Origin of the sequence: Niveispirillum sp. KHB5.9 (assembly GCF_048066115.1) — a bacterium.
In the GTDB taxonomy this organism is placed as follows: domain Bacteria; phylum Pseudomonadota; class Alphaproteobacteria; order Azospirillales; family Azospirillaceae; genus Niveispirillum.
In genome coordinates this window covers 791,333-805,650 of record NZ_JBLTYX010000001.1, presented here as the reverse complement: position 1 = coordinate 805,650, position 14,318 = coordinate 791,333, and the positions used below count along the sequence as shown (strand labels likewise).

9 protein-coding genes are annotated in these 14,318 nt (G+C 66.1%); 1 reads left to right on the top strand and 8 read right to left on the bottom strand.

Annotated features, from left to right (window positions below; genetic code table 11):
- Positions 1-4: 4 nt before the first annotated feature.
- On the bottom strand, positions 5-1,513 hold the full coding sequence (locus ACM9HJ_RS03190) for an aldehyde dehydrogenase family protein (protein WP_416570232.1): 1,509 nt from the start codon (positions 1,511-1,513) through the stop codon (positions 5-7).
- 266 nt (positions 1,514-1,779) lie between these two features.
- Here ACM9HJ_RS03190 and ACM9HJ_RS03185 point away from each other — a divergent pair, with 266 nt between their 5' ends.
- Positions 1,780-3,969: a beta-glucosidase gene (locus ACM9HJ_RS03185; RefSeq protein ID WP_416570231.1), complete on the top strand. Its 2,190-nt coding sequence runs from the start codon at positions 1,780-1,782 to the stop codon at positions 3,967-3,969.
- A 65-nt stretch (positions 3,970-4,034) separates the two neighbouring features.
- On the opposite strand, the gene ACM9HJ_RS03180 is transcribed toward ACM9HJ_RS03185, so the two are convergent.
- From ACM9HJ_RS03180 to ACM9HJ_RS03150, 7 genes are all read right to left on the bottom strand, one after another.
- Positions 4,035-4,664 carry an isochorismatase family protein gene (locus ACM9HJ_RS03180; protein ID WP_416570230.1) on the bottom strand — a complete coding sequence of 210 codons (630 nt, stop codon included), beginning with the start codon at positions 4,662-4,664 and terminating at the stop codon, positions 4,035-4,037.
- 90 nt (positions 4,665-4,754) lie between these two features.
- A complete protein-coding gene (locus ACM9HJ_RS03175) occupies positions 4,755-5,927 on the bottom strand; it encodes an alpha/beta hydrolase (protein ID WP_416570229.1) in 1,173 nt (390 codons plus the stop codon).
- A 61-nt stretch (positions 5,928-5,988) separates the two neighbouring features.
- Positions 5,989-8,469: a TonB-dependent receptor gene (locus tag ACM9HJ_RS03170; RefSeq protein WP_416570228.1), complete on the bottom strand. Its 2,481-nt coding sequence runs from the start codon at positions 8,467-8,469 to the stop codon at positions 5,989-5,991.
- A 257-nt stretch (positions 8,470-8,726) separates the two neighbouring features.
- Positions 8,727-10,037: an amidase gene (locus ACM9HJ_RS03165; protein WP_416570227.1), complete on the bottom strand. Its 1,311-nt coding sequence runs from the start codon at positions 10,035-10,037 to the stop codon at positions 8,727-8,729.
- Positions 10,034-11,437: a phenylacetate--CoA ligase family protein gene (locus tag ACM9HJ_RS03160; RefSeq protein ID WP_416570226.1), complete on the bottom strand. Its 1,404-nt coding sequence runs from the start codon at positions 11,435-11,437 to the stop codon at positions 10,034-10,036. The genes ACM9HJ_RS03165 and ACM9HJ_RS03160 overlap by 4 nt, the downstream gene beginning before the upstream one ends.
- A 22-nt stretch (positions 11,438-11,459) precedes the next feature.
- The gene (locus ACM9HJ_RS03155; protein WP_416570225.1) at positions 11,460-12,830 is read right to left on the bottom strand and encodes an MmgE/PrpD family protein; all 1,371 of its coding nucleotides are present in this window, start codon (positions 12,828-12,830) and stop codon (positions 11,460-11,462) included.
- The gene (locus ACM9HJ_RS03150; RefSeq protein ID WP_416570224.1) at positions 12,827-14,197 is read right to left on the bottom strand and encodes an MmgE/PrpD family protein; all 1,371 of its coding nucleotides are present in this window, start codon (positions 14,195-14,197) and stop codon (positions 12,827-12,829) included. The genes ACM9HJ_RS03155 and ACM9HJ_RS03150 overlap by 4 nt, the downstream gene beginning before the upstream one ends.
- Positions 14,198-14,318 lie beyond the last annotated feature (121 nt).

Here is a 14,318-nt window from a genome sequence, read left to right as displayed (position 1 = left end):
CTGGTCAGACGACCATGCAAACGGTTTTGACTTCCAGATAGTTTTCGATGGCGCCGACACCGCTTTCGCGGCCCCAGCCCGATTGCTTGAACCCGCCGATGGGCAGCGCCACGTCCCAGAAGGAATGGCAGTTCACCCACACCGTGCCCGCACGGATATCGGCCGACAGGCGCGACGCCGCCGACAGGTCCTGGGTCCACACGCTGGCGGCCAGGCCGAATTCGGTGTCGTTGGCGGCGGCCACGACCTCGGCCACATCGTCGAACGGGGCGACGACGACCACGGGGCCGAACACCTCCTCACAGACGATGGCCGATTTGGGATCGGCGCCGGTGATGATCGTCGGTTCGATGAAGGTGCCGGCTGGCCCCTTCTGCCCACCGCCGCAGACCAGTGTGGCACCGTCGGCCACGGCCTGATCGATATAGGCCTTCACCCGGTCGGCCTGCCGCTTGCTGACCAGCGGGCCCATCTGGGTGTCGGGCGACAGGCCATGGCCCAGGCGGATGGTGCGGGCGATGTCGGCCATGCCGCCCACCACCTTGTCGAAGATCGAGCGGTGGACATAGAGGCGCGATCCGGCCACGCAAACCTGTCCGCCATTGAAGAAGATGGCGTTGGCAGCGCCGGCGATGGCGGCGTCCAGATCGGCGTCGGGCATGATGACCACGGGCGACTTGCCACCCAGTTCCAGGGTCACCTTCTTCAGATTGCCCTTGGCCCCGTCCAGGATGGCGCGGCCGGTCTGGGTGGAGCCGGTGAAGGCCACCTTGTCCACTTGTTTGTGCGCGGACAGGGCGGCACCGACGACGGAGCCCAGACCGGTAACGACATTGACCACGCCGGCCGGCACGCCGGCTTCCACCAGCAATTCCGCCAGACGCAGGGCCGTCAGCGAGGTTTCCTCCGCCGGCTTCAGCACCACCGTACACCCGGCGGCCAGCGCCGGGGCCAGCTTCATGGCATGCATGATCAGCGGCGAATTCCACGGCGTGATGGCGGCAACCACGCCCACCGGTTCCTTGGTGGTATAGGCCTGGATGCGCTTGCCGGCCGGCTGGTAATTGATGCTGGACGGGATCGTGTCGCCCGACACCTTGGTGCACATGCCGGCGAAGAAGCGGAACTGCTCCGCCGCCATCGGGATTTCGGCCCAGCGCCCGACATAGAGCGCCTTGCCCTGGTCCAGGGTCTCCAGTTCCGACAGCTCATCGATATGGGCATCGATCAGGTCGGCGATGCGCCAGAGCAGGCGGGCGCGGGCGGCGGGCACCATGTTCCGCCAGGCGCCATCGTCGAACGCCTGGCGCGCGGCGGCAACCGCGCGGTCAACGTCGCCAGCATCGGCGGCCGCGATCTGGGCCAGCACCTCGCCCGTCGCCGGATTGATGGTGGGCAGGTATTGGCCGCCGGCCGGGTCCACCCATTGGCCATTGATCAGCAGTTGGTGACGCGGCTTCCGCAACCACTCGCGCGCGGCGGGCTGTGCCGGCGTCAAAATCTCGATATGCATACCCAGGCTCCCAGGTTCGTTCATGGACCGCCCTGACAGGCGTGTTGTTCTGGGGGGCAATTGTGGGCAGGAAAACCGAACGGGTCAGACCCGTTTTCCAGCTTTATCCGCTGGGTGGAATTTGGTTCGGCGGCAATATCTTCTGCCCGATTACTGGTGCGGCCATCTGGTGGACAGGGAGCGGGTGTGACATGGCCCGCGTTTCCTTCCCCGGTCACCTTCAAAAACTTCAATCCAAAATCAAATCCTGAGGGGATGTGCCTGCCATGTCGAAGAACCGGGTGCTCGTGTCCGCCCTGGCCGCCAGCCTGGCCTGTTCCGCCATTTCCGTGCAGGCGGCCGAAGGCTGGCGCAACCCGAAACTGTCGCCCGATGAACGCGCCCGGCTGCTGGATGCGGAACTGACGCCGGATGAACGGATCGGCCTGCTGCACGGCCCCATGGCGCTCAGCTTCCCCGGCGGTCCGCCCATTCCGGAAGGATCGGTCGGTGGTGCCGGCTTCATCCCCGGCGTGCCGCGTCTGGGCATCCCCGCGTTGAAGGAAACCGACGCCAGCCTGGGCATCACCAATCCCGGCGAGGTGCGACCCGGCGACGTGGCCACGGCCCTGCCGGCCAGCCTGGCCCTGGCGGCCAGCTTCAATCCGAAGCTGGCCTATGAGGGCGGGGCGATGATCGGCAGGGAGGCGGCGGTCAGGGGCTTCAACGTGCTGCTGGCCGGTGGCGTCAATCTGGCGCGCGACCCGCGCAATGGTCGCAATTTCGAATATCTGGGTGAGGACCCGTTGCTGGCCGGATTGCTGGGCGGGGAGAGCATCCGCGGCATCCAGGACCAGAACATCATCTCCACCGTCAAGCATTTCAGCCTGAACGGCCAGGAGACGGGCCGGTTCTACGCCAACTCCGTGATCGGAGAGGCGGCGCATCGCGAAAGCGACTTGCTGGCCTTCCAGATCGCCATCGAGAAGGGCCAGCCCGGCTCCGTCATGTGCGCCTATAATCTGGTGAACGGCGCCTATTCCTGCGGCAACGATCATCTGCTGAATGGTGTGCTGAAGGGGGATTGGGGCTACAAGGGCTGGGTCATGTCGGATTGGGGGGCCGTGCATGCCACCGACTATGCGCTGAAGGGCCTGGACCAGCAGTCGGGTGAACAGCTTGACCAGCAAGTGTGGTTCGGGGAGTTGCTGAAGCAGGCCTCGGTCGCCGGGACCGTGCCGGCCGCGCGCCTGTCCGACATGTCGCGGCGCATCCTGCGCTCCATGTTCGTGGCCGGCCTGTTCGATGGCAAACCCTCCAAGCCGCAGATCGACGCCGCCGCCCATGCCGCGATTGCCAAGAGCGTGGCCGATGAAGGCATCGTGCTGCTGGCCAACAAGGGCGTGCTGCCGCTGGCGGCGGGCAAGAAGGTCGTGGTGATCGGCAACCAGGCCGATGCCGGCGTGCTGTCGGGGGCGGGTTCGTCGCAGGTGACGGGCATCGGCGGCAATGCCCGGGTCGTGCCCATCGGTGGCGACGGCCCGATGGCCATGTGGGGCCGCCAGGTGTTCCACGCCTCCTCGCCGCTGAAGGCCCTGCGTGCCGCCATGCCCGGTGCCACGATCACCTTCGCCGACGGCCGCTATCCGGCGGAAGCAGCAGCGGCAGCCAAGGCGGCCGACATCGCCATCGTCTTCGCCACGCAATGGATGGCGGAAGCGGTTGATGCCTACGACCTGTCGCTGCCGCAGGGCCAGGACGAGCTGATCCGGGCGGTGACGGCGGCCAATCCCAACAACATTGTCGTGCTGCAGACGGGCGGGCCGGTGCTGATGCCCTGGCTGGATCAGGCCGGTGCCGTGGTGTCCGCCTGGTACAGCGGCCAGAAGGGGGGCGAGGCCATTGCCGATGTGCTGACCGGCAAGACCAATCCGTCCGGCCGCCTGCCGGTGACCTTCCCGGCCAGCCTGGACCAGTATCCCCGCCGCGACCTGCCGGGCTGGGGCCTGCCCAAGAAGCAGCAGTTCGACGTGGTCTATGATGAAGGGGCCGATGTCGGCTATCGCCGCTTCGCCGCACTGGGCATGAAGCCCCTGTTCCCGTTCGGCCATGGCCTGTCCTACACGACCTTCGCCTATGACAAGCTGCGGGTGAAGGGCGGCGATACGCTGACCGTCAGTTTCCAGGTGACCAATACCGGCAAGCTGGCGGGCAAGGACGCGCCGCAGGTCTATCTGACCGGAGCAGGGGGCCAGAAGCTGCAACGCCTGATCGGGTTCGACAAGGTGGATCTGAAGCCGGGAGAAAGCCGCACCGTGACCGTGAAGGCCGACCCACGCCTGCTGGCCAATTTCGATGAGGCCGGGCGGCAGTGGCGTGTTGCCGGCGGCACCTATCAGGTGACGGTCGGTGCTTCGGCGGAAAGTGTGACCCTGTCCGGTCAGGCCAAGGTGTCCAAGCAGACGCTGAAGCCGTAACCGACATTCAGTCGATTACGCGAAAGGGCCGGTGGAGATTTCCGCCGGCCCTTTTCATTTCAAGATCAGCGGCCCAGGTGGGTGAGCGCTTCGTCCAACCCGATCACATCGGCATATTTGGCGTTCAGGTCGAACAGGTTGGCCTCATGCACGCGGGTATCACGGTCGCCGACCGCGTCGCGCACCACCAGCGGCACGAACCCGTGCTGGCAGGCATCCAGGGCCGAGGCGCGAACGCAGCCGGACGTGGACAGCCCGGCGATCAGCAGCGTGTCGATGCCGCTCGATGCCAGGGTGGAGGCCAGCGAGGTGCCGAAGAAGGCGCTGGCATATTGCTTGGTGATCACCGGTTCGTGGGGCAGGGGTTCCAGCCCTTCGGCGAAGGCGGCCCATTGCGGGTGCTTGTCGCGCTCGAAGCAGGACAGCGCCTTGACCTTGCGGAAGAACACGCCGCCATCCACGCCGCCGGGCGTATAGACGACATTGGTGTGGATCACCGGGATGCCGGCCGCACGGGCCGCCTGCAGAAGAACCTCCGCTGCATCGCGTGTCTTCTCCACCCCGGCATAAAGCGGGCAATCCTTTTCCAGATACGCCTTCACGAAATCGATGATCAGCAGGGCAGGGCGCTTGCCCCAGCCCAGGCGGTTGCCGAAGCCGGCCTGTGCGTAATCGGCATTCAGGTCCGTGGCCATAGTCGGTGATCTCCCCGGTTCAAAAGCAAACGGCCTTCCCCGATACGCTGCGGGGAAGGCCGTGACGTGTCCGTTCAGTGACGTTGTCCGTCAGTTGAACAGCAGCGGCGCGATCTGTTCCAGATATGCGCGCCAATTGATCCAGGTGTGGCCGCCACCGGTCTCCACGTTGGTGTATTTGATCCCGTGATCCTCCAGGATCTTACGGAAGGGGGGCGCCATGGTGATGACGAAATCCTCCTTGCCGATGGCATAGAAGACCAGCCCGCCAGCCTTTGCACGGGCCTTCAGGGCGGCTTCGTTCACCTTGCGGTACTTGGCCGTCTGCTCCTCGCTCATCATGCCGATGGAGAACACGCCGATGGAGCCGAACACGTCGGGACGCGGCAGGCCGAACATGATCGTGTGGGCCCCGCCCATCGACAGCCCGACCATGGCGCGGGTCTTTACTGCCGCCTTGGTACGGAAATGCTTGTCGATATAGGGGATCAGGTCCTTGTGCAGGTCGTTGCCGAAATCGGTGTTCTCCATCCCCTGCACACCCTCGCGGGCCGGGGTATGGCCTTGGGGCATGACGATGATCATCGGCTTGGCCTTGCCGGCCGCGATCAGGTTGTCGAGGATGTAGTTGGCATTGCCCTTCATGGTCCAGGCGTCGTCGCTGTCGCTGTAGCCATGGACGAGATAGAGGACCGGATAGGTTTCCTTGCCGCCTGCCTCGTACCCCGGCGGGGTATAGACATGGGCGCGACGGGTGATGCCGCCCAGGCTGGTCGAGGGATATTCCACCACCGACACCAGGCCGTGCGGCACATCGGCCTTGTAGAACTGGTTGGCCGTGGCGGCACCGGGAAGCTGGAAAATCGATTGCACGCCGCCGAAGGCCTCGGCGAAGCGGGTGCCGCGCGGATCGGCAATGCGCAGCCCATCGACCTTGAAATTATAGGTATAGACGCCCGGATCGACGGCGCCGGCCGTGGTGGCCACCCAATAGCCTTCCCCATCCTTGGTCATGGGCAGGCCCGGCGGCTTGCCATCCATGCCGGTGGGAACGGTCTTCATCTCCTGCGGCAGGGCCACGACGTCGCGCGCATCCTTGGCGCACAGGCGGAAGATGACGCGGCCATCGGCCAGGACCTCGACGGAGGTATATTCCAGCGGCGGCTGGAAGAAGGTGCGCTCCTCACACGGGGCGGCATTGGCGGTGACGGCACCCAAGACCAGGGGCAGGGCCGTCAGGGCCGGAAGAATGAACTGGCGCATGTTCGCTCCTGAAAGGCGGATGCCCCGGGGGCAGCGTTGTCCCCCGGGGCATGGCAAAGGATCAGAACTTGTACTTGGCCTGGACACCCAGGGTACGGCCCTCACGCAGGCCGACATTCACCGTGGAATAGGTGAAGGAGGGTGCGGGCGTGAACAGGATGTTGTCGTTCACCGTGGTGTAGCGGCGAGTGTCGAACAGGTTGTTGGCGAACACATCCACCGATACCGCGCCCACGGTCACGCCGGCACGGGCGTTGAACACATGGGTCTCCTGGGTCTTCAGGACATTGCCCACGTCGGACCAGACGCCGGACTTGTAATTATAGTCCAGACGCGCGAACCAGGCCGCATCGTCCCAGGTCGCGACATAGCCGTTCAGCAGAATGCCACCGGCGGCCGAGTATTTGGACGTCGCCGGCAGCTCATTGCCGGAGAAGTCGTTGGTGCCGACCAGGAAGGTGACCAGCGGTGCGTTGTAATCCTTGATCTTGCTGTCATTCAGCGCACCGGCCGCCGTCAGCGTGACCATGTTGGTCAGGCGGAAGCTGCCGTCGAATTCCAGACCCTTCATGTCGGAATTGCCGCTGTTGATCGTGCCGAACACGCTGCCGAAGCCGCCGGTGGGGGTCACAAAGGTCTGGATGACTTGGTTCAGCTGGTCACGCCACTGCGAGTAATAGGCGGCCAGGGCATAACGCAGGCGATTATTCATCGCCGTGCCCTTCAGGCCGATTTCATAGGTGGTGACCTTTTCCGGCTTCACGAACAGGTCGATGCCCAGGCCCTTGGCGATGGTGGCTGCCTGGCCAGTATAGGAAACGACGCCGGCATTCAGCGAGGCGGGGTTCACGCCCTTGGCCACCGACGCATAGGTCATGACCTCATCGGTCCACTGGTACTGGGCGATCAGGCGGGGCAGGAAGTTCTTGTACTTCTGCTGGCCCAGCTTGGACCCGGCCTGGTAGGTGCCGACCGGCACGAAGGTCGGGTCGGTCACCACCACATTGGTGATGGGCGAGATATAGGCGTAGAGCTTGTCGATCTGGTAGCGGCCCTCGACGCTGGTCGTCAGCTTGTCGGTGATGTCGTAGGTGACACCGAAGAAGCCGCCCAGCGTCTTGGATTCCGTCTTGCCGGACGGGGTGACCTGCTTGTTCAGGATCATGTTGTCCAGCGTGTCGACCGTGCGGCGGCCATTGGCGCTCAGGTATGACAGGCCGGCCACGAAGCGCAGCGCCTCGCCATCATCGTAGCTGGTGCGCAGCTCCTGGGAGAAGTCCTCGGAGATATTCTCCACCAGATAGGCCGAGCTGAAATAGGAGCGCAGGCCGTTGGTCGCGGTATAGGCCGGGTTGGCGATGCCGGTGCTGTCGTAGTTGCCGATATCCGACAGCGAGCCCCATTCCTCGTGATTGTAGCCGGTCAGCGAGCTGACGGTGAAATTCGTGTCCGGAATCTCGTAATCGACAACCAGATGGGCATGGCGGTAATCACGCACCAGGCCATATGCGTCAACGCTGTCATCCTGGTCGATCAGACGGTTGGTGGTCACCGCCAGCGCATTGCGCACGAAGCTGTCGACCGTGTAATTGCCGGCCGGCGTGGTGGCCGGCAGTGACGGAACCGTGCCGCACATGAAGGGATTGAAGCCGGCCAGGGTACAATTCTGCTGCGCCGGCACGACGACGCGGCCGGTGCTGTCGGTGACCGCACGCGCGCTGATCAGGCCCAGCGGCGCCGGGCCATCATCATCGTGGGAGATCAGGCCGAAGGCCTTGATCGTCAGGTTCTCGTTGGGCGTCGCCACGATCAGCAGGTTGCCGTTGGTGGAGGACTGGTCACCCAGCGTCTGCGACGGGTTCGCGCGGTTCTTATAAGTGCCGTCCTTGGAGGTGTGGTCGCCGGCGATGCGGAAGGACAGCTTGTCCTCCATCAGCGGGCCTTCCAGCTCGCCCTGGATGCGGCGGTTATTGTGGGTGCCGATCATCGTGGTCAGGCTGCCGCCGAAATCGTTGCCCGGCTCCTTGTTCACCACGTTCAGCGCGCCGGCGAAGGTGTTGCGGCCGAAATAGGCCGACTGCGGCCCGCGCAGCAGCTCGATCCGCTCCGGGTTCGACACGCTCATCACCGCGGTGGGGGAGGAGACGGGAACGCCGTCGATGAAGGTGGCGACGGGCGTGCTGTCGGTCGTGGCCGGGGTGAAACCGCGCAGGATCAACTGCTGGAACGACCGGTCGCCACGGCCGGAGCTGTTATTGTTGATGTTGAAGCCCGGCGTCTGTTCCGACAGGTTCTGGACGGACGTGATGCCGCGCTGTTCAACCTCTTCCGATGTGACGGCGGTGACGGATACCGGCGTCTTCAGGATGTTTTCCGACCGCTTGCGGGCGGTGACGATGATTTCCTCAAGCTGCAGCGGCGCGTCGTCGGATTTGGATGCTTCCTGTGCGATGGCGGGGCCGGCGGACATGGTCATGCCGAGCGTGATCATCAGGGCCAGACGGGACGTGCCCAGCTGGCTGGCGGACTTTACTTCCTTCATTATCGTCTCCCAGTTCAAAAAGTATCCCACGGTGATTTCACGCGGCTTGATTTTCGCGTGTCATGTCCACAGCTCCGCCGGCGCGGGGAATTTCTCATTCCACACGGTTTCATTGCTTCACATGCCTGTCGGAGTTCTGGATATTTTTAGTTAATTCGATGATGGGTTCTGGTTGCAAACCGCTCAAGATATTGTCCGGACTTATCCACCACGTGGTCAGGCGCGCAGCCTTTCGGGGGCTGCCTGCCATGCATGGCTCAGCCCAGGGAAGCCGCCACGCCCAGCACGATGGACGGGTCTTTCCCGATCACCTGCACCGACAGTGGCAGGCCGTCCGGTGACCGGCCGAAGGGCACGGCGACGGCGGGACAGCCGATGAAATCGGCCAGGGCGGTGAAATCCGCCTGGTTGGCGGGTACCGGCTGGCCGAAGGGAAAGGCGGTTTGCGGGGCGGTGGGCAGCAGCACGGCATCGACCTGTTCCAGCCAGGCCATGCCGGCGCACCGGATCGCGTCCAGCCCCTGATAGGCGGCCGCTATCCTTGTGGCCGGCTGCCGTCCGCCCCAACGCAGCAGGCCCAGGAATTCGGGGGAGAACCCATCCTCGCTGCGCGCCAACTGTGCCTCATGGGCATTCAGCCCCTCCACCTCCGACACCAGCAGGCCCAGGCGGCGGGCCTGGCCGGACTGGTAAGCGTCCAGATCGGCGCTCACCCGCTGCATGCCGGCCAGCAGCAGCAAGGTCGCGGCCTCATCGCGTGCCTTCCAGATGAAATCGGGAGCCTCCACACGGGCCCGCCAGTTGGGTACGGCCAGCCGCAGCCCTTGCAGGCTGGGCGAGGTTGCGGCGCCGGCACCGGCATGGGCGGCAATCAGGGCGCAGTCGATGACGGTCCAGCCATGAACGCCGACATGGTCCAGACTGGTCGATAGCGGAATGACCCCGTCCAGGCTGATGACATGACGGGCAGGCTTGTATCCGGCCAGCCCGCAATAGGCGCTGGGGATGCGCACCGATCCCATCGTGTCCGACCCCAGCGCCGCCGCCGCCAGCCCGGCGGCCACGGCGGCGGCCGACCCGCCGCTGGACCCGCCGGCCGTATAGCCGTCGCGCAATGGATTCTGCGTGCGCCCGAACCAGACATTGTCGGTGGTCGCACCCAGGGCGCCCTCATGCATGTTGGCCACACCCAGGATCACCGCACCCGCCGCCCGCAGCCGGGCCACGCAATCGGCATCCTGCTGGGCGATACGAGTGCGATAGGCGCCGATACCGGCGTGCCAGAAGGCCCCGGCGACGGCGATATTGGCCTTCACCGCGATGGGGGCGCCGTCGATTTCCGACAACGGCTTGCCGGCCCGCCGGCGGGCAGCGGAGGCGGAGGCATCGACCATAGCCTGTTCCGCCAGCACCTGATTATAGGCCCCGACCGTGCCATCCAGCGCCGCGATACGGTCCAGATAGAACCGCGTCACGGCCAGGGGATCGCTGTCACCCCGCCGGTACAGGCCGGCCAAGCCAGCCACCCCGGCGGCGATGACCGGGTGCTGCTGGCGCGCGTCGGTCATTTGAACCGCTCGTCGATCAGGCGGATAGGCTTCTGGCGGACATCGATCTGGGTCAGGGATGCGGTGGCGCGGTGGTCGACCAGTTCCACCGCCACCTCGATCCCGATCTTCTGTTTCAGCACGGCGCGGCTGCGTTCGGCCACGTCCTGGCGGTCATCGCCGCTGGCGCTGGTTTCGGCGACCACCACGAACTCGTCCCGGCCGGCCCCGTCGCGCACCGCCTTGCAGATATATTCGCCGGTGATCCCCGCCACGCCGTTCAGCATGGGGCCGATGGCCTGGGGGAAGATATTGATGCCGCGGATCTTCACCATATTGTCCGACCGGCCCAGGAAGCCCTCGATCCGCTTGAACTCCACATCGATGGAGGATCGGCCGGCGCGGACCTGGGTCACGTCATGGGTGTTGAAGCGGATGATGGGGTGGACATCATCCTTGTAGAGGCAGGTGACGACCATGTCGCCCAGCGCCCCGTCGGGCACGGCGGCACCGGTGTCGATATCGCACACCTCCAGATATTGCGCGTCCTCCATGACATAGAGACCGTCACGGTCCGGTCCCTCGCCGGCGATGCAGCCGGTGTCGCCCACGCCGTACCAGTCGAAGCACTCCGCCCCGCCCCAGGCGCGGGACAGGCTATCCTTGTCCTCCTTGCCCAGATGGCCGGAGATCATGCGGATATTCAGGTCGCGGACGGGGTCGATGCCCTGTTCGCGCGCCACCTCCGCCAGTTTCTTGATGTAGTCGGAGAAGCCGACGATCACCGTCGCCCCAAATTCCTTCATCAACTGCACCTGCTGGGCGGATCGGGTTTCCACGCCGGTGCCGGCCGACATGAAGACCGACGAGGTCCAGTGCAGCACGCTCTCGCGCACATAATGGCCGCCATTGATCATGCCGTGGCCATAGACGGAATGGACCACGTCGTCGGGCCGCATGCCCTGGAACCGGTAGAGCCGGCCCAGCAGCAGGTTCTGCGCCTCGCGCCCCTTGGCACCGAACAGCAGTACCTGGGGCTTGCCGGTGGTGCCGCTGGTGGTGTGGAAGACCACGGGCGGGCGCTCGCCGGGCGGATAGCTGGAAAAGGCGGAGAAATCGCCGAAGGGCGGGGCGATTTCCAGGCTGGCCATGATGTCCGCCTTGTCGAACATCGGCAGGCGGGGCAGGTCGGCGATGGAGCGGATATCGCCTTTCTCGATCCCGGCCTTGCCCCACAGGCGCTGATAAAAGGGGGTCGCCCAGGCGCGGGCCACGCAGCGCATGAACAGACGGTTCTGATGCGCCGTCAGCTCATCCCGGCTGGTCTTCGTGGCGAAGCGCACGAAATCCGCACCGATGGGATGATCCTTCTGCAAGGCATCCCAGTCCACGGCGTTGAAATAGGTCCTGTGCCCGTCCATGGGTACCCGTCTCCCGTTTTCTTCAATCCGGCAGGCCGGCGGCACTGCGCAGCAGGCGGGCCATGTCGGTCTGGTGTTCAAGCCTGTCGATGGCGTCGATCAGCGGATCGGCAAGGTCTGTGGCGCCGGCGAATTCCAGACAGGCGCGGAACTTGCGCAGATGCTGTTCGCGGCTGAGCGGTGTCGTCGGGCTGCCCAACTGGCTGTCGATGCGGGCCTGCACCATGCGACCATCGGTCAGCACCGCTTCCGCCAGGGCCGGGGTGAAGGCCGCCGGGTCGGGATTGGCATCCGCGACGACACGGATGCGCGATCCCAGCGCGTGCAACGCCGGGTCGGACAGGCGGCCGGGCACGAAATCCGCCAGCCCTACCGTACCGCGCGTCAGCACCACCGCCCCCAGCCAGGCGAAGCACAGCCGGGCGTAATTGGCCGTCAGCGCCGCCGGGTAGACGGGCAGGGGGCGTCCCACCAGCCGGTGGATCAGGGGCGGGGCGGTATAGGTCAGGCTTTCCAGATTGGCTGCGGTGACGCCATGGTCGCGCATCAGGCTCTGCAGCGCCACGATGGCGCCATGGGCGGCACGGCCGGTGGGGAAGGGCTTGTGGCTGACCTCGGCGATCCGCCAGTCCTTGCCCAGCATGGGCAACAGGGGCGTGAGGTCGCTCTCGGTTTCGAACATCGTGAGATAGCCGAAGGGACCATCAATGCTGCCGATGGTGCCGGGAACGCCGGCCAGGGCCAGATCAATGGCCATCAGGCTGGCCTGCGCCGCATGGGCCACCTGGATGGGCAGACCGGGCTTGCCCTCCACATGCGCCTGCATGGTGCCAGACGCAAAGGCCAGGGCATGGCCGAAGGCGCTTTGCGTTGTCGCCACATCCAGCCGGCGCAGCCGCGCCATGGCGGCGACGCAGCCGAAGATGCCGGCCGTGGCCGGGCGGAAGAATTTCACCCCGGTTTTGGCCGCCACCCCAAGTGTGGCGGCGATATCGACGCCGGCGGCCATGGCGGCGCCGAATTCCGCACCGGTGACGGGCAGCGGCTGGCGCGCGGTATCGGCCATCAGGGCCGCCAGCACCGTGGCCAGCGGATGCACCACCGCCGGCTCATGCACGCAGTCGAACTCCTGGGCATGGATCTGGTAGGCGTTGATGAAGGCCGCCTGCGGGGCCGACAGGATGGCGGCGCGGCCCAGCACGGGTGCCGGCCCGCCATTGCCCCAGCCCTGGGTCACGGCCCCGATCTGGGCCGCGAACGGCGCCCTGGCGCCGGCGATGCCGACCCCCAGCGTATCCAGCAGGAAGATGCGGACCGCATCCTGCGCCCCCGCCGGCAGGGCCGCCCATTCCACCGACAGCGCGTGCCGCGCCAGAACCTCAGATGCACTCACGCCTCACCCCTTTCCACATGGACCGGCCATCCGGTCGGCAGGGGGCGGCCTTCGGCCAGTTCCAGGCATTCCGTGATCAGGATGCCGATGGCCGTCGCCTCCATGCCCGCGGCCTGCATCAGATTGCGCGCCTTGTCGATGGCACGGTCGATGGACAGCGGGTTCTCCGGATCGCCCAGGGCGTCCGGCTGCTCATGGACCAGCAGATCGCCATTGGTCAGGTTGACGACCAGCCGGGCCCCGAAATGGTTCGGATAGGCCCGGGCATAAGGTTCGCCAACCGTGACCTTCACCCGCGACCGCAGCGTGGCGACGAACGGATCGGTGATCATGTCCGGATCGAAGGCGGCCAGCGGCGGCGGCCCGCCCAGCAGGGTCACGGCCACGGCATGCTGAAGGGAGAATTTCGCCTCGATCACGCTGCGCGGGGTCGGGCGGTCGCAGAAGCGCAGCGCATCGCCATAGGTCTGGATGGCGATGCCCGCCACCGCATGCGCTTCCAGCCGGTCGCGACCCGCCTTGGCCAGCAGGGCCAGGGCCGCATCGATGACCGGATGGGCATGGCGGCAGGCGGGCCAGGGTTTCAGGCTGACATCGGCGATGCACCATCCGGCCGGGCTGGTACCCGCCAGCAGGGCACCGGGATCGGCACCGGGGGCCGCGGTGGCGGCGAACAGCCCTTCCGTTCCCTCCAGAATGCGGCCGGGACCCCGCAGGCCGGCGGCGGCCATACGGGCTGCCAGCAGCCCGTCGCCGGCCGCCTGGGCATTGTGGATCTGCTTGGCGTTGGATTGCGGATCGTTGCGGGTTTCCCACAGGCCGCCGGTCCGGGTGGCGGCCAGCGCCATGGCCTGGGCCATGCCGTGGCGATCCAGGCACAGGATGTCGGCGCAGGCCGCTGCCGCCCCCACCGTGCCGGCACTGGCCGTGGGATGCCAGTAACGGTAATGCCCGTCGCCCAGCGCCCGGCCCAGGCGGATCGCCGCCTCGTACCCGCGGGTGATGGCGTCCAGCAGCCGGGTTGAATCGGCCCCCGTCTCCTGCGCCAGGGCCAGGGCGGCGGGGATGATGACGGGACCGGGATGCAGCCGGGCGCGCTTGTCGACGTCGTCCATCTCATAGATGTTGCCCAGCACGCCATTATAGCGCGCCGCCGCCTCCGCCCCGGCACCGCCCGCCCTGCCGACAAGGGTGCAAGGCCCGCCCCGGTCATCCAGGAAAACGCCGGCCAGCGCACCGGCGACGGGTGCCGTCGCCCCGATCACCGCGCAGCCCGCCCAGTCAAGCAGGTGCAGGGCGGCGCGGCGCCGCATCACGGTCGGTACCGGGCGGCAAAGATGGTCGGCGAAATGGGCGATCAGCGTCATGGCGTCCCTTTTGTCCGGACATAATTGCATCTATCACGCTGCCCAGGCCGCGGCGGGACGACTTTCGGTGCGGCCATCCACCAGGTGGTGTCGCGGGGGATACAGGTGGTTGACGGCATGG